The organism is Pseudomonas sp. MF09156, from assembly GCF_059862305.1.
Window position 1 is genome coordinate 690,510 of the sequence record NZ_JCBCUR010000001.1, and the last position, 14,170, is coordinate 704,679.

The 14,170-nt window shown below is 56.9% G+C and carries 17 protein-coding genes; 3 read left to right on the top strand and 14 right to left on the bottom strand.

What is annotated here, in order from left to right:
* Positions 1–11 precede the first annotated feature (11 nt).
* The 12 genes from yejK to AC19YY_RS03295 all read right to left on the bottom strand — a co-directional run bounded on the left by yejK (position 12) and on the right by AC19YY_RS03295 (position 8,317).
* Positions 12–1,013: a nucleoid-associated protein YejK gene (yejK, locus tag AC19YY_RS03240; protein WP_236362027.1), complete on the bottom strand. Its 1,002-nt coding sequence runs from the start codon at positions 1,011–1,013 to the stop codon at positions 12–14.
* The gene (locus AC19YY_RS03245; RefSeq protein ID WP_016971636.1) at positions 1,013–1,252 is read right to left on the bottom strand and encodes a type II toxin-antitoxin system HicA family toxin; all 240 of its coding nucleotides are present in this window, start codon (positions 1,250–1,252) and stop codon (positions 1,013–1,015) included. Before AC19YY_RS03245 ends, yejK begins: the two co-directional genes overlap by 1 nt.
* Positions 1,249–1,770 (bottom strand): hypothetical protein, encoded by a 522-nt coding sequence (locus tag AC19YY_RS03250; protein ID WP_236362030.1) that lies wholly within the window; start codon positions 1,768–1,770, stop codon positions 1,249–1,251. Before AC19YY_RS03250 ends, AC19YY_RS03245 begins: the two co-directional genes overlap by 4 nt.
* Positions 1,760–1,948: a hypothetical protein gene (locus AC19YY_RS03255; RefSeq protein ID WP_236362033.1), complete on the bottom strand. Its 189-nt coding sequence runs from the start codon at positions 1,946–1,948 to the stop codon at positions 1,760–1,762. Before AC19YY_RS03255 ends, AC19YY_RS03250 begins: the two co-directional genes overlap by 11 nt.
* The gene (gene dnaB / locus AC19YY_RS03260; protein ID WP_236362035.1) at positions 1,945–3,294 is read right to left on the bottom strand and encodes a replicative DNA helicase; all 1,350 of its coding nucleotides are present in this window, start codon (positions 3,292–3,294) and stop codon (positions 1,945–1,947) included. Before dnaB ends, AC19YY_RS03255 begins: the two co-directional genes overlap by 4 nt.
* Entirely contained in the window at positions 3,291–3,509 is a 219-nt protein-coding gene (locus AC19YY_RS03265) for a hypothetical protein (RefSeq protein WP_236362037.1), read from the bottom strand. Before AC19YY_RS03265 ends, dnaB begins: the two co-directional genes overlap by 4 nt.
* On the bottom strand, positions 3,493–4,212 hold the full coding sequence (locus AC19YY_RS03270) for an HNH endonuclease signature motif containing protein (protein ID WP_236362039.1): 720 nt from the start codon (positions 4,210–4,212) through the stop codon (positions 3,493–3,495). The genes AC19YY_RS03265 and AC19YY_RS03270 overlap by 17 nt, the downstream gene beginning before the upstream one ends.
* A complete protein-coding gene (locus AC19YY_RS03275) occupies positions 4,209–4,910 on the bottom strand; it encodes a DUF2786 domain-containing protein (RefSeq protein ID WP_236362041.1) in 702 nt (233 codons plus the stop codon). Before AC19YY_RS03275 ends, AC19YY_RS03270 begins: the two co-directional genes overlap by 4 nt.
* Entirely contained in the window at positions 4,907–5,656 is a 750-nt protein-coding gene (locus AC19YY_RS03280) for a hypothetical protein (RefSeq protein WP_236362042.1), read from the bottom strand. The genes AC19YY_RS03275 and AC19YY_RS03280 overlap by 4 nt, the downstream gene beginning before the upstream one ends.
* 1 nt (position 5,657) lies before the next feature.
* Complete coding sequence (locus AC19YY_RS03285; RefSeq protein ID WP_236362045.1) at positions 5,658–6,518, bottom strand: ParA family protein; 861 nt, start codon at positions 6,516–6,518, stop codon at positions 5,658–5,660.
* Positions 6,519–6,979: 461 nt separating this feature from the next.
* Positions 6,980–7,303 carry a hypothetical protein gene (locus AC19YY_RS03290; protein ID WP_170056854.1) on the bottom strand — a complete coding sequence of 108 codons (324 nt, stop codon included), beginning with the start codon at positions 7,301–7,303 and terminating at the stop codon, positions 6,980–6,982.
* Between the two features lie 207 nt (positions 7,304–7,510).
* Positions 7,511–8,317, bottom strand: coding sequence for a hypothetical protein (locus AC19YY_RS03295; RefSeq protein WP_492633633.1), 807 nt, complete (start codon positions 8,315–8,317; stop codon positions 7,511–7,513).
* Between the two features lie 201 nt (positions 8,318–8,518).
* Here AC19YY_RS03295 and AC19YY_RS03300 point away from each other — a divergent pair, with 201 nt between their 5' ends.
* Both AC19YY_RS03300 and AC19YY_RS03305 read left to right on the top strand, forming a co-directional pair.
* Entirely contained in the window at positions 8,519–8,923 is a 405-nt protein-coding gene (locus AC19YY_RS03300) for an antitoxin Xre-like helix-turn-helix domain-containing protein (RefSeq protein ID WP_172311937.1), read from the top strand.
* Entirely contained in the window at positions 8,917–9,609 is a 693-nt protein-coding gene (locus tag AC19YY_RS03305; RefSeq protein WP_500603850.1) for an RES family NAD+ phosphorylase, read from the top strand. The genes AC19YY_RS03300 and AC19YY_RS03305 overlap by 7 nt, the downstream gene beginning before the upstream one ends.
* Positions 9,610–9,619: 10 nt before the next feature.
* Here the strand turns inward: AC19YY_RS03305 and lldD are convergent, their stop codons facing one another.
* Positions 9,620–10,762 carry an FMN-dependent L-lactate dehydrogenase LldD gene (lldD, locus tag AC19YY_RS03310; RefSeq protein WP_500603851.1) on the bottom strand — a complete coding sequence of 381 codons (1,143 nt, stop codon included), beginning with the start codon at positions 10,760–10,762 and terminating at the stop codon, positions 9,620–9,622.
* A 108-nt stretch (positions 10,763–10,870) separates the two neighbouring features.
* Between lldD and AC19YY_RS03315 the strand changes: the two genes are divergently transcribed.
* A complete protein-coding gene (locus AC19YY_RS03315; RefSeq protein WP_169954675.1) occupies positions 10,871–11,761 on the top strand; it encodes a LysR family transcriptional regulator in 891 nt (296 codons plus the stop codon).
* An 11-nt stretch (positions 11,762–11,772) separates the two neighbouring features.
* On the opposite strand, the gene AC19YY_RS03320 is transcribed toward AC19YY_RS03315, so the two are convergent.
* Positions 11,773–14,142, bottom strand: coding sequence for a TonB-dependent siderophore receptor (locus tag AC19YY_RS03320; RefSeq protein ID WP_432754538.1), 2,370 nt, complete (start codon positions 14,140–14,142; stop codon positions 11,773–11,775).
* Positions 14,143–14,170 lie beyond the last annotated feature (28 nt).

A 14,170-nucleotide genomic window follows, 5' to 3' on the forward strand; every position in this document is an offset into this window, starting at 1 on the left:
TGGATTTGTGTTTAACGACGTTTCAGTTGGTCACTGAGTTGAGTAGGCAAGCCTTTGATGGTTAACGTGCTTGACGCCTCGTCGTACTCGATCTTGTCGCCCAGCAGGTGCGCTTCAAAGCTGATGGACAAGCCTTCGGCACGGCCGGTGAAACGACGGAATTGGTTGAGGGTGCGTTTATCCGCCGGGATTTCCGGCGACAGGCCGTAGTCCTTGTTGCGGATGTGGTCGTAGAACGCTTTGGGTCGATCTTCATCGATCAGACCCGACAGCTCTTCCAGCCCCATGGGTTCGCCGAGCTTGGCCTGGCTGGTTGCGTAGTCCACCAAGGTCTTGGTTTTCTCGCGTGCGGATTCGTCCGGAAGGTCTTCGCTTTCGACGAAGTCGCTGAAGGCCTTGAGCAAGGTGCGGGTTTCGCCTGGGCCGTCGACGCCTTCCAGGCATCCGATAAAGTCGCGAAAGTACTCCGAGACCTTCTTGCCGCTCTTGCCCTGGATGTAGGAGATGTACTGCTTGGACTGTTTGTTGTTCTGCCACTCGGAGACGTTAATACGCGCCGCCAGGTGCAATTGGCTAAGGTCCAGGTGGTGCGACGTGGTCACATCCTGCTCGTTGGTCACAACCACCCCTTCACTGTGGTGAAGCAGGGCGATGGCCAGGTAATCGGTCATGCCTTGTTGGTAATGGGCAAACAGCACGTGGCCGCCGGTGGAGAGGCTGGATTCCTCCATCAGCTTCTGCAAGTGTTCTACCGCGATGTGGCTGAACGTTGTGAAATCCTGGCGACCGTCAAAATAGTCCTTCAACCAGCCACTGAACGGGTGCGCGCCAGACTCGGCATGGAAGAAACCCCAGGCCTTGCCTTGCTTGGCGTTATAGCTCTCGTTGAGGTCGGCAAGCATGTTCTCGATGGCGGTTGATTCGGACAGTTCCGAGTCGCGTGTGTGGAGAACAGCGGGTGTGCCGTCTGGCTTTTTGTCGATCAGATGAACAATGCAATGACGGATAGGCATTAGATTGCCTCCTGAGTGTGTTGGGTTTGAGTTCGATCGGCACGACGAAGACGAGCCTTAGCGTTGAGCCCAGAGCGGTGATCGCTGGCGGTCGATGAGGTGTAAATTGATCCAAGGCCAGGTTTGGTGAACTTGATGTGGCCACCTTGAGTCCGTGAGACAGTCCAGCCGTTAGCCATGGCGAACTCCACCAGTTGGCGAAGGCTTTCGTGCTTTCCGCGTAGGAGGTTGGGCGTCATAGCGCTGCGTCCTTGTCTGCCAGAACGTTGCCTGCCTGAATCGCGATGATTTCAGCCTGGTCGCCAGGAAACTTGGTGCCGAGCTCATGCAGAAACTGGCGTGTTGCCTCGCGTGAGCCAGGCACGCGGAACACCACGCTGCAGTGCTGAACCTGCGCGGGGTGCTGCAGGTGAGACATAACGGCCACTTTCAGCGAGCAACTCAGCAGATGCCGAGGTACCCAAACCGACCAGAAATAGCTGGAGAGCAAGGCACTTGCGCAGAGCAGTTCAACGGTGACCGTTGCACTGGTGGTGTTGACCAGCTCGATGTAACCAAGATTCTCAAACTCTCGTAGGTCTCCCCGCATGCTTTCAGAAACCACGGTGCTGTGGTCACGAGCAAGACGGCCAATGGCTTGGGCGAGCGAGTCAAGTTCAACTGGGTTGACCCCAGTTTTATGGGCATGAACCACGGCAGATGCTTCGAATCCTGCACGGGCCTGAATACTTGGAAAGAACTCGGTATTACTGTGCATCTGACACCTCCTGCAGCTCTTCGATGTCGTAGCTGTTGCAACTGGGGCAAATCAGAACGTCCACTTCACCATTGAGAGAAGTTGGGGCCGGTACGCAGCGCCGGACTTGCTGCAGTGCATGGTGTGCATTGCAGTTGCGGCACCAATGGGTGATGGAAACCGGAGCGAGGGTGCTCATAGGTGTGCTCCTTGCCAGCCACTATTGGCACTGAGGTTTGCAAAGCGGGTTTGGTGCGGGATGAACGCCGTGCGAACAGTGCCGGTAGGTCCATTGCGAGCCTTGCCGATAATGATTTCAGCGATCCCCTTATGCTCGGTCTGCGCGTGATAGACCTCATCCCGGTAGACGAACATGATCACGTCTGCGTCCTGTTCAATGGCGCCGCTATCACGCAAGTCAGCGTTGATCGGGCGTTTGTTGGGACGGCGCTCCAGTTCACGATTGAGCTGGGAAAGTGCTACCACTGGGCAGTTCATTTCCTTGGCCAGGGCTTTAAGGGCCTGAGAAATAGCGCTGATTTCATTGGCCCTGTTTTCCTGACCCGGGCAGCGCATGAGCTGCAAGTAATCAATCAGGATCAGGCTCGGATGGCCGAAGCGGCGGGCTGCGCGACGGGATTTGGCCCTAATCGCAGCGGGCGTAAGATTGGATGAGTCGTCAATGACCAGCCGCTCACCGTAACTGTTGATGCGCGAAACAGCAGCGGTCAGTTTCGGCCAATCATCGTCATCGAGCTTGCCCTTCAATAACTTCCCAAGATCGATATGACCAAGGATGGCCATCAACCGATAGAGCAGTGCTTTGGCTGGCATCTCCATGCTGAAGACCTGAACCGTGCGCTCCAGCTTTGCCTGGAGAGCAGTATCTACAAAGTTCAAAGCCAGGGAGGTTTTACCCATCGACGGACGTGCACCGAGGATGATCAGGTCTGCCTCTTGAAAGCCCGATGTCATATCGTCCAGATCGTCCAGACCCGACGGCACACCGGTTACGGTGACGTTGCCATTAAAATGCTCGTCGATTTGTTCAACTACTGTCGTCAGGCATTGATTGATGTTGACGAATTCGGATGCCTTCTTGCCCTCGCCTAAAGCGAAAAGCTGTTGTTCAATTGACTCTTGAACATCTGTTGCATTGGCCAGTGGGTCCGTGGCCTCGCGAGAGCATTGGTAGCCCAGGGACATGAGCTGCCTGAGCTGAGATCGATTACGCACGATGAACGCGTAATGCTCTATGTTGGCTACCGACGGTGTGTTTTTGGCCAACTCACCCAGATAAGCCAATCCACCAGCTTCATCGGGCACTTCCAATGCATCATGCACAGTGACGATATCGAATGGTTTGGACTGGCTGGCTAAGGTTTCTATGGTTTTGAAAAGCAGTCGGTGGTCTCGCCGGTAAAAGTCTTCGGCGTCCAGTCGGTCAGCAACCAGGTCCCAGGTGTTGTTGTCGAGCAGAAGCCCGCCCAGAACACCTTGTTCCGCTTCGACGGAGTGGGGCGGCGAGAGGTCTAGGTGGTTCATTTCGGTGGCCCCTGCTCAATTTGCAGAAAGCCGGTGCCATTACCCGCGCCCAAGGCCTTAACCATATCCACTTCGACCTTGGCCGAGTTGATCATCACCTGTGCAACTTCAGCGATGGCTTTTGCACGGCCAATTTCCATCGGCTTTTCCGTATCGAGCAGGCTTTCGATGGTGACAAACAGGTGATTGCGTAGATCTTCAATCTTGTTTTTCATGTTCGGCCTCCCGGATCGTGCGTTTAAGTTTGCTGACGGCGCGGATGACAGATTTCAGCTCTTCCGGATACCGATGAATGGTGTTGCGGCGCATACGTTCTGCCCGTGTAATCAGCTCAAGGTTTTCGAGAACGATGTGGGACTTGTTACCGTCCTTGAAGCAGACGCACTGGTTGATAGGGACCGGGCCGTGATGCTCTTCCCAAAGCAGGACGTGCACGGCTTTCCAGTCAACGGGTGGATAACCGGTATCGGTGATCTTTTTCTGCTGATAGCCATCAGGGGTTGTGCGCAGACTTCCAAGGGGAAGCCAGTTTCCGGGCTTATCGCCTTCCTTGAACTGTGTTTCTGCCATGCGACCGGAGGATGGAAGCCCCTTGAGCCCCTTGTTCCATGGAGTCGACCCCTTGGGGAAGCGGTATGCAGCGCCGAGCGTGCCGTCAAGTCGGCCACAAAGATTGCTGCGAAGAAATTCGTCGCTTTTGCTCATGCCAAGTCGCTTTGCTTTGGCATAAACCTGAAAAACGCTGAGCCCTAGCTCGTCTGCCAGGTTTTGAGTTCGCTCGTGGGGATAGCGGGCAATGAGTATGCGCTCCTCAGCCTCAACCCAAATGTGATGCTTATGAGGCTGAGCAAGCCCCATTTGGGTACGTGCACGTTTTAAAGCAGCCAGCGCTAGAGGCGACAGTGAATGAGTCATCATTTGCCGCCTCCAATGCCCAGTGCTCTTTGTGGACCTTGAGCAACACCTCGGTGCAGTTTGGCGTGTTGCCCCTGTTCCCATCCAGCGTGCAGGGACCGCGTGTCATGCCCCTTTGCTTCGGCGGGCTTGATGGTGACGAGCTTCATCGCCGGGTGATGCCAATCCAGGTAAGCTTGAATTTCCAGCTCAGTGGTTTTGTCGACGCCGCCCGCAAACTGGGTGACTTTGGAGGTGACCGCACTCAGCCAACCCTCAGCAAATAATTTGCCGCGGTGACGTTTCATTTTGGGTAAACAGCGCTTTTGCTGGGCAACATGGGCGCGACGGGCCGCGACCAATTGGTGGTGGAGTGTTGAATAGGTATGAGCGGCGAGCTCTGAAGCAATTCCTTTCCCAAGAAATTTGAATGACCATCCCAAGAGGGGGTTGAAATAGGCAAGGTGGCTGCAGTCAAAAGCCTCTGCACAGATCCATGCCAGTGAGTGCAGCCAATCTTGAGGTGCACGGCGGGTTTTGGTCGCTATGCTGGTTTCTTGAATCGAGTGCGCAGCTACTTCGATGTGATCCAGGTTGTATTGCTTCATCAGGTGACGCGCTTGGCGAAGCGCCGTTTCTACCTCGTTGGGTGCTGCGCCTTGAGATCTGGCCAGTGCCAAGAGTTTGGTAACTTTGCTGAGGACTTTCTCTTTGTCCATCATTGGTCACCTTCCTTTGGCCCCAATTGGGACAGGGCCTGAGACCAAAGGCGTAGGGTCTCCTCTTCATCAGCAGACAGATAAACCCGGGCCAGACAGTCTGAAACCTTCTGTTTCAATGCATCAAGGCGATCCCGAACACTTGAGCCATCGTCGTAAGCAATCTCCTGCTCAATAGCCTGCACAACGTCATTGCGCACAGAGAGAACCGTGTTTATCCAAAAAGCATTTGGGCTGGTCCAGCCAATTAGCTTTCGAGTTCGAGCAGGCGATAGGTAATCACGGAGCCTGAGATTGAATTCTCTAGGGGAGTAACCATTCCTGAAAACATCAGCGCGATTAAGCGTCAGCGCTGTTTTAAGAACATCTAGAAGAGGCTCCAGATCCGTGACAGAAGGTTCTAGATATGTTTCAGCCACCAAACGCTTGGCTTCGGCGTTTCGAGCTTGTTGACGGCGTTTGGCTTGATCCTCAACACGACTACGCTTTTCCTTCGCGTGTTTTATGTTCGTGTTTACGGACTCAATAAGCTTCGCAGCGTCCTCCAAAAGCTGACGCTGTTCAAAGCTCAAATGAGCGCCAATTCGACCCGGTAAGTGGCTACCGCTTGTCAGGGAGTGGATTTCTCGTGCGGTTCCACTTAGCTTGGCTTGCAAGCTGCGCAACTGCTGAGCGCTGTAATATTTGCCAACGTCGAGAATGACATCAGCAGTAATACTGCGGGCATCGGTGATGGAGGGCTTCGCCATTTCAACGATCCTCCCTCACCAACTTGGCTACCTTTTCCTCAGTCATGGCCTTGAAGCGATCGCTCCACTCTGGAAAGAGTTCAACGGCCAATTGGCGGATGACGACAAGGGCGGCAGGGGATTTGCGGTTCGAAGGCTGCCGGTATTCCAGGCGGTGTGCCGGGACGCCTAGAGATGCGGCGCTACGAAACACCACAGCAGTAGGAATGATGCTGTCCAGGACGCTGATTTCGTCATTGTCCTGAAATATTTCCCGTACTGACTGCTCGATCATTTGCGCGTCAGTCGTTTGGTCGAGGTTGTTTGTGACGATCTTGACGGGAGGGATTTTCATGCCCAAGCGCCCGTAGGCGCGTAGTCCGTCCAACATCTGCATGGTTCCACGGCTAAATTCGCGTGCGGCGAGCATGTTGGGAAGAAGAGGGGATATGACCAGGTCGGATGCTAGGACTACCATCTCCAACATGGCCGATCTGGCACCTTGGGTGTCAATCAGCACCAAGTCAAAATGCTCTTCAAATGCCGGCATCAGGTTGGCAAGGCGTAACCGTCCGTCGGGAGCTTGCAGAAGCAAGCTGTTCAATTGGTTATTTATGTCGTTTGAGATAATGAGCGACAGGTTTGGGATCGTGGTGCTGGATATGATCTTGACGGAGTCGGTGATATTGAAGGCGAGCAGGTCATAGATGCCGCCTTGGGCTTCCTCGACCAATTGGTAATACGAGGAGAGTGAAGGCTGAGCGGGGTCTAGGTCGATTAGGAGGGTGCGAAGGCCAGCGTCCGCGCAAAAAGCGCCAAGATTGGCCTCAATGGTGGTTTTTCCTACGCCGCCTTTGGTCGATACGACCGCAGTGATCATCATGGTTTGTAGCCTCTAATGTAGGTTCATTAGAGACTGCATTGAAAATCGAGTGGATCTAAAGCCGTTCGACGATGGTTCGGAGGCCTAAAAACCAAGTGTCTTTTAACCAATTGGTCGTAGGTTCGAATCCCACACGACCCACCATTTTTGGCGGTTTAGAAAATCCGGAAGGCCCACGCAAGTGAGGATTTCCGGGTTTTTTTTTGCCTGGGACAAAAGCGCGGGCTCGATGGCTCGCCTGAAGGGTGACACGACATTCGCATCGACTAGCAGCACCGTCTTCGACTGCGGATACAACACCCAAGCCATTATTTGTAGCTGTCGCCAGGTAAACCCAGCCGGGTCCGCTTTTTCAGAACAGTAGAGGTTATGCCAAGTAAGTAAACTGTGCAGTTGTACTTACTTGGCAGGTGTGCAAGATCAGAATTGATGTCGCATTTTAATACCGCGTCACTAGACAACTAGCACGACGACGCCTTTAAAGTTCCATTACAGTTATTTATGGTTTTTACCTCCGCTGCGGGGCCATTGAAGGAGGTTATGAAATCTCCACCGTTGGCCATACGACAGCTTGCGGTAATCCAGCAAGCGCCCTCGGCGTTGAGTCGCACTACTTGAATGACGCCGGCGTTTCCCACCGGCACAGTGTCTCCCTTGCTGCAGGACTGATAGGCAGGGCTACTCTGCCAGGCATTTTTACATGTGTTGTTGTCTTCAGCATTGGCTGCTTGCATTTGAAGCAGAACTGCAAATGCTAGAAGAAATCCAATGATTGAGCTTTTCATTTTATGATTCCTCTAGATGTGCGTTTCCCCACATGAAACTATGCTCTGGGTTTTTGGGATGTGTCTACTGTCATAGTTGACAGGTTTCATGAGATGTTTGATGTTTTTTATAATTGTTATGAATAATGTTGGGTGACGTTATAAGTTCGTGGGAGGTGTTTGGGCTTGCTGATGTGAAACCCCGAGAGCCCCGCACCAGCGTTAGGCTCAAGGCTGCTCATGCCCATTCATCCACGGGCTGTAGTCCACCTGCACATACCCCATGGGCAGGCCCTTGGGGTAGTTGGCAAACCCCGGCATCTTTCGCAGGTCCAGCAGTTTGCACTGCGTGACAAGGCGTTGCTGCAACGCGCTATCTACCTTGAAGCCCTGTGAGCGGTACGGGCTCTGATTCAGGTTGACCATGCACTCATTCACTTTGCCTTGCGCATCGGCGATGAGGTGGAAGCTGGCGACGCCAATACTCTGGATGTCATGCCCGACAAACAGCTGTTCACGGAAAAAACGTATCTGCCTATACAGGTCGATTCGTGTTTTCTGCAGTTGTTGCTGTTCATCCGAAAGCCCCATCAGAGGGGTGAACACCATGGGCGCGACAATCACCTGGGTGTCCTTGGCGTTGGCGAAGACCTTGGGCGAGACCTCGGGAAAGAGGGTGGTCCAGCACAGTTCAGTCACCAGTTTGGCCAGCTTGGCCTGGCGCAGGTTGTTCTGGCCCTCGTTGGGCAGCAGGGTCCCGCGTTTGGCCGAACAGTCCACGACGTGGTTCTGCGCGTCGACGGTCATGATCATGTTCATCACCCCCGTCAGCTCGTTTTCATTGGCGGCCAGGGCGTAGCTGCGCAGTATCGTGGTGAAGGTATGGATGAATTTTTCGTCCTTTTGTTGCACCTGTGCCGCCGCCGAGGCCGCCGCCTGCTCTGGCGTTTGGCTCTGGCAACCGGCCAGTGACAGCAGGCTCGCACCGAACAAGGCCAGTAGCCAGCGGGAGGGAGAAGGCGCGTTGAATTCCATTTCTTGGGGGCTCATATACAAATAGACACGGGAAGAGGTAGACGGGAACTATTCTCACCCATCAAACGGTAAAGTGCGATTCGAAATAATTCGACTCTGGCACTGTGCCCTTTGGTTGTAACGGCTGATGTTGCACGGATTTGATCTACAGATTCTATTTGTCTATATTTGAGTCTGTAGATTTATTCTGAGGTGGCAACCATGAGCCTAGCCCTGCAAGCACAGCCGTTTACCCGGGAGCAATGTGTCGCCGGACTCCGGGCGGCCGTGAGCATCCTGGAAAAATGGCAGGCCAGCAGCGACCAGGCCTGCCGCATCCTGCGTATTTCGCGCAGCACTTACACCCGCGCCCGGCAGCGCGAGGCCGCGTGGTCCGTGAGCCTGGATTCCGACCAGATGCAGCGCATCAGCTTTGTGCTGAACATCCATGCCACGCTGCGCATGGTGTTCGATAACCCCGAGAATGTGTACGGCTTCCCTGCAATGGCCAACCACAACAGCTTCTTCAACGGGCGCTCACCCCTGGAGATCATGGCCCAGGGCGACATGATTTCCCTATATGAAACCTTCCGCCGTATCGATGTGCTGCGCGGTGCGCAATGGTGACGGTGAGCCAGTTGGGCGATTTGCCCAGCGGGCCGTTGCAGGCCTATCGCCTGGTCAATTCCAAATTCCCGCCGATTGCGTTGTTTGACGATGTGGCGGATGCCGACGAATTTGAGGCGCTTTATCAGATCCAGGCCCTGACCAACCCGCGGCTGGGCAATGAGCTCGGTCGTATCGAGCTGATACCCCGTAGGGAAATCCCCTTCGGAATTGTGGGATGTTCCTACGCGATTGCGCCGTTCACCCACGTCAATCCGGCCGGATCGCGTTTCAGCGCTGGGGATTTTGGCGTGCTGTACCTGGCGGCCACCATTGAAACGGCGCTGGCAGAGGTGCGTCATCACCAGAACCAGTATTGGTCCGGGGTCCACGGCCTTAACTATGAGCGCTTTGTCTTTCGCGGGCTGTCGTGCAGCTTTGCTGGCGACGCCATGAAGGATGCGACGGCGGTGCCGATGCGCGACCCGATCTATGACCCTGACGACTACAGCCACGCCCAGCGCTTGGGGCGCGCGCTGAAGAAGGCCGGTTGTCCCGGCCTTCGTTACCTGTCGGTGCGCTCAGAGGGCGATCACTGCTGGGCGTTGCTGACGCCCAGGCCGGTGTCGTCGATTGTCCAGGCCGCCCATTACGAGATGGTCTGGAATGGGCAGATCACCAGTGTCAGCAAGATCAGCGAAGCCTGACGCTGGCGGGTCAGATCTGCCCGCGCACCAGGATTGACTCATCGATCTGCGCAATCGACGTAACCCCGGTCAGGGTCATGGCCACGTGCATTTCCTTGGCAAAGATCTCCAGCAAATTCTCTACACCGCGCTGGCCATCAGCGGCCAAAGCGTAGGCAGGCGCTCGTCCCAGCAATACGCCCCGGGCGCCGAGGGCGAGCATGCGCACCACGTCCAGCCCCGAACGCACCCCGGAGTCCACCAGCACCGTAAGGTCGCTGCCGACCGCCTGGGCGATCTCGGGCAGGGCCTTGGCGGTGGACAGCACGCCATCGAGTTGGCGACCGCCGTGGTTGGACACGACGATGCCGTCGGCGCCGAAGCTCACCGCATCCTTGGCGTCCTGTGGGTCGAGGATGCCCTTGATGATCATCGGGCCTTTCCAGAATTCGCGGATCCACTCCAGGTCTTTCCAACTGATGGAGGGGTCGAAGTTGGTGGCCAGCCAGCCGATGTAGTCTTCAAGGTGGGTCGGCTTGCCGAGGTATTTGGAGATGTTGCCCAGGTCGTGCGGGCGCCCCATCAGCCCCACATCAAACGCCCAGGCCGGTTTGGTCACTGCCTGCAACATGCGTCGCTGGGCGGCGTACGGGCCGGACATGCCGGAGTGGGCATCGCGGTAGCGGGCGCCGGGGGTGGGCATGTCGACGGTGAACACCAGGGTTTTCACCCCGGCGGCTTGCGCACGCTCCAGGGCGTTTTTCATGAAGCCACGGTCTTTCAACACATACAGTTGAAACCAGATCGACTGCGCAGTCTGCGACGCTACTTCCTCGATGGGGCACACCGACACGGTCGACAGGCAAAAAGGAATGCCTTTATTGGCCGCCGCGTTGGCCACCTGCACTTCCCCGCGCCGGGCAAACATGCCGGTCAGGCCCACCGGGCTCATGACCACCGGCATCGCCAGCGGTTGGTCGAACAGGGTGGTTTCCAGGCTCAGGCTCTCGACGTTGCGCAGGACGCGCTGGCGCAGGCTGATGTCTGCCAGGTCCGAACTGTTGGCCTTGAGGGTGTGCTCGGCGTACGCGCCACCGTCAATGTAGTCGAACAGGAAACGCGGCAGTTTGCGACGTGCGGCTTCGCGGTAATCCGATGCAGACGAAATGATCATGAACAGTGAGGCCCCGGAATAAAGAAAACGGTGGGTGGAGGATAGTCAAAGGCCTTTCATGGTAAAAACAACTTTTCCAACTTCATTCAAGTCGCAAATGGAATAGTCATGAATCTGCGAACGCTGCGAGCCTTTGTCGAAGTGGTGCGCCAAGGCAGTTTCTCACAAGCGGCCGAGATGGTTTCGCTCACGCAATCGAGTGTCAGCAAAGCGGTCAAGACCCTGGAAGAGGAGTTAGGCACACCGTTGTTCAGCCGCATCGGCCACAAGAACGAACTGACAGCCGCGGGTGAAATTGCCTACCGTCGCGCTCTGGTGTTGCTTGCCGAGCGCAGTGACCTGGTGGCCGAGATCAATGACCTGCTGGGGCTCAAGCGCGGCGTGCTGCGTATTGGCTTGCCGCCGGTGGGCAGTGGTGAACTGTTTGCGGCGATGTTTGCGGTGTACCGCCAGCGTTATCCGCAGATCGAGATCGAGCTGATCGAGCATGGCAGCAAGAAGCTGGCTGAGTGCCTGCAAGCGGGGGAGGTGGATGTAGCCGCGCTACTGGTGCCGGTGGAGGGCGAGTTTGAGTATCAGGACGTGCGCGTCGAGCCATTGATGGTGGTCCTGCCCAGCAGCCATCCATTGGCCGGGCGCGACAGTGTGGATTTTTCCGACTTGTCCGACTCGCCGTTCATACTGTTCGAAGCTGGATTTGCCCTGAACCGCATCATCCTTTCCGCCTGCGAGCGGCGGGGCGTATCGCCGAAGGTTTCGGTGCGCAGTGCCCAGATCGACTTTATCGTCGACCTGGTCGGCGCGGGCCTGGGAGTCGCCTTCCTGCCGCGCATGCTGGCCTACAAGCACCTGCATGCCGGCATTGCCCTGATATCCCTGGATGAGCCCCAGACCGACTGGCATATCGCCCTGACCTGGCGGCGTAATGCTCATTTGCCGCCTGCAGCGCGGGCCTGGCTGGACCTGGCGACCGAGATGGGTAACGTACCCGCGCGCTAGCACAGCCTGCTTCAGAAGTTGTACTTGAGGCTGGTCATGAAGTTGCGCGGCGCGCCATACACCCCTTCTGAGTACACCCGGGCGTAGTACTCGCGGTCAAAGACGTTGTTGAGGTTGACCGTGGCACTGAGGTTTTTCGAGATATCGTAGCGGGCCATCAGGTTGGCGATGGCATAGCTGCCCTGGTGGTAATAGTGCAAGTCCTCGCCGGTCTTGGTCTGCCAGTTCACGCCACCGCCGACAGTGACTTTGTCGAGCATGCCTGGCAGGCGATAGGAGGTGAAGGTCTTGAGCATATGGCGCGGCAGCGCGGTGACGATGCGCTTGTCATCGGCATCGGTGGTGACGCTGTAGGCATAGCCGGCCGACGCCTGCCAGCCTTCGCCCAGCTCGCCGTTCATTTCCAGTTCGACGCCTTGGGTCTTGGCGCTTTGTTCGATGCGATAGGCCTGGGTGTCGGACTGCCACACCGCCAGGTTGTCTTGCTCAAGCCGAAATAGCGCCAGGCTGGCGTTCAGTTGCTCATCGTAGAAACTGCCCTTGATCCCGACTTCATAACCCTTGCCCTCCAGGGGTGGCAGCGCGCCGCGGTTGATGTCGCGCACGTAGGAGGCTTGCGGGTTGAAGATCTTGGTGTAGCTGGCATACAGCGACCAGTTGTGGTCCAGGTCGTAGACCACCCCGGTGTACGGAATGAACACGCCGGTTTCCCGTTCCTTGACCGAACTGGTTCCGGCGCCATACAGCAGGGTGTTGGTATCGCGCTTCCAGTCGGTCAGCCGCCCGCCGAGGATCAGGCTCAAGTCGTCGGTCAGGTGTAGGCGCGACGTGAGGTAGGCGGCGTATTGTTTCTCGCGGATGCTGCCTTTACCCACCACTGGCGTAGCGGGCTTGGGCGAGTCACCGTTCCAGGTGCGGTAGTCCGGCACCTTGAAGCCGTAGTCCCACAGCCAGTCGTTGTAGTTGGGGGTGTGTTCCTCGTAATCGGTGGCAGTGATGCCGGTGATCAGCTCATGTTCGCGACCGAACGCGGAAAACGGCCCGGTGAAGTAGGCGTCGAGGCTGTCCTGGCGCGGCGTGCCTGACCAGCGCACCGGCAACAACGAGGCGCCGGAGCCGGTGGCCTGGTCGAGACTGCCGATGGTGAACGAAAAGAACTCGTCGAACTTGTTCTCGGTGTGACCGTATTCGATCTTGCCGCTCCAGCCGTTATCGAACTGGTGTTCGATGGAAGTGAAGTAGTTGGTCTGGTCATGGTCGTTATACGACCAGTTCGGCGCACTGTTGAGGGAGCGCTTCATGTGGGTTTTCTGGCCATCGCTGAACAGCGTCTGGTAGCCGCCGCGCAGGGGCGCATCCACCTGGGTCTTCTGGTAGCTGAAGCCGGCAGTCAGCAGGGTGGCGTCGCTGAGGTCGAACTCGGTGATGCCGTAGATCAGTTGTGAATCCTGCTTGAAGCGATCGACCCAGGCCTGCTCGGTCTTGTAGTCCAGCACCAGGCGCCCGCGGATGTTGCCGGTCTCGGTCAGTGGCCCGGAGACATCGACACCGGTGCCATAGCGGTCCCAGCTACCGGCTTCGGCGGTGATGCTCGCCTGGGCTTGGGCCGTGGGGCGTTTGCGAATCAGGTTGATGGTCGCCGAGGGGTTGCCCATGCCGCTGATAAGACCGGTGGCGCCGCGCACGATTTCCACGCGGTCGTACATGGCCGTGCTCTGGGTGTAGTTGTCCATGCGGGTCGAGGTGGGGACGCCGTCGATCTCGAAGTTCTGGATCTGGAAACCACGGGACCAGTAGCTGTCATTCTCGGTCCCCAGGCCGGCGCGGGTCACGGCGATCCCGGGGCTGGCTTCAAGTACATCGGTGAGGCTGTTGAGTTTCTGATCGTCCAGGCGTTGGCGGGTGATCACCGTGACCGACTGTGGGGTTTCTTTCTGGGTCAGGTTGAGCCGCGTAGAACTGCTGGAGGAGTAGGCGGTGTAGGAGCCATTACCTTCACTGGTGGACCCCGGCGCCTTGCCGGAAATGGTGGTGCTACTCAACTCCAGGGCGGAGGAGGAGGTTGGGGCCGCCTGTAACTGATAACGACCTTCGCCTACGGGCACGGCGATCAGGCCGGTGTCGGCCAGCAGCAATTGCAATGCCTGGTCGACGGAAAATGTACCGTTGATGGCCTGGCTGGTTTTGCCGTTGGTAAGGGTGGCATCTCCCGCAAGGTAAATCCCGGCCTGGGCCGAGAGCAGGTTCAGTTGGCTGGCCAGTGGCCCGGCGGCAATCTGGTAATGCTGGTCTTCGGCCCAGGCGGCAGGGCTGAGGCTGCTCAGGGTGATAGCCACCGAATAGGCCAATACGTGCAGCGGGGAATGGGGGCGTAGTGACATCTTGGGATCCTTTTGGGGGTGGCATCAA

What these genes read in the sequence shown, in the direction of transcription:
- yejK (WP_236362027.1), bottom strand. Translation starts at nt 1,013, where the DNA reads ATGCCTATCCGTCATTGCATTGTTCATCTGATCGACAAAAAGCCAGAC.
- AC19YY_RS03245 (WP_016971636.1), bottom strand. Translation starts at nt 1,252, where the DNA reads ATGACGCCCAACCTCCTACGCGGAAAGCACGAAAGCCTTCGCCAACTG.
- AC19YY_RS03250 (WP_236362030.1), bottom strand. Translation starts at nt 1,770, where the DNA reads ATGCACAGTAATACCGAGTTCTTTCCAAGTATTCAGGCCCGTGCAGGA.
- AC19YY_RS03255 (WP_236362033.1), bottom strand. Translation starts at nt 1,948, where the DNA reads ATGAGCACCCTCGCTCCGGTTTCCATCACCCATTGGTGCCGCAACTGC.
- dnaB (WP_236362035.1), bottom strand. Translation starts at nt 3,294, where the DNA reads ATGAACCACCTAGACCTCTCGCCGCCCCACTCCGTCGAAGCGGAACAA.
- AC19YY_RS03265 (WP_236362037.1), bottom strand. Translation starts at nt 3,509, where the DNA reads ATGAAAAACAAGATTGAAGATCTACGCAATCACCTGTTTGTCACCATC.
- AC19YY_RS03270 (WP_236362039.1), bottom strand. Translation starts at nt 4,212, where the DNA reads ATGATGACTCATTCACTGTCGCCTCTAGCGCTGGCTGCTTTAAAACGT.
- AC19YY_RS03275 (WP_236362041.1), bottom strand. Translation starts at nt 4,910, where the DNA reads ATGATGGACAAAGAGAAAGTCCTCAGCAAAGTTACCAAACTCTTGGCA.
- AC19YY_RS03280 (WP_236362042.1), bottom strand. Translation starts at nt 5,656, where the DNA reads ATGGCGAAGCCCTCCATCACCGATGCCCGCAGTATTACTGCTGATGTC.
- AC19YY_RS03285 (WP_236362045.1), bottom strand. Translation starts at nt 6,518, where the DNA reads ATGATGATCACTGCGGTCGTATCGACCAAAGGCGGCGTAGGAAAAACC.
- AC19YY_RS03290 (WP_170056854.1), bottom strand. Translation starts at nt 7,303, where the DNA reads ATGAAAAGCTCAATCATTGGATTTCTTCTAGCATTTGCAGTTCTGCTT.
- AC19YY_RS03295 (WP_492633633.1), bottom strand. Translation starts at nt 8,317, where the DNA reads ATGGAATTCAACGCGCCTTCTCCCTCCCGCTGGCTACTGGCCTTGTTC.
- AC19YY_RS03300 (WP_172311937.1), top strand. Translation starts at nt 8,519, where the DNA reads ATGAGCCTAGCCCTGCAAGCACAGCCGTTTACCCGGGAGCAATGTGTC.
- AC19YY_RS03305 (WP_500603850.1), top strand. Translation starts at nt 8,917, where the DNA reads ATGGTGACGGTGAGCCAGTTGGGCGATTTGCCCAGCGGGCCGTTGCAG.
- lldD (WP_500603851.1), bottom strand. Translation starts at nt 10,762, where the DNA reads ATGATCATTTCGTCTGCATCGGATTACCGCGAAGCCGCACGTCGCAAA.
- AC19YY_RS03315 (WP_169954675.1), top strand. Translation starts at nt 10,871, where the DNA reads ATGAATCTGCGAACGCTGCGAGCCTTTGTCGAAGTGGTGCGCCAAGGC.
- AC19YY_RS03320 (WP_432754538.1), bottom strand. Translation starts at nt 14,142, where the DNA reads ATGTCACTACGCCCCCATTCCCCGCTGCACGTATTGGCCTATTCGGTG.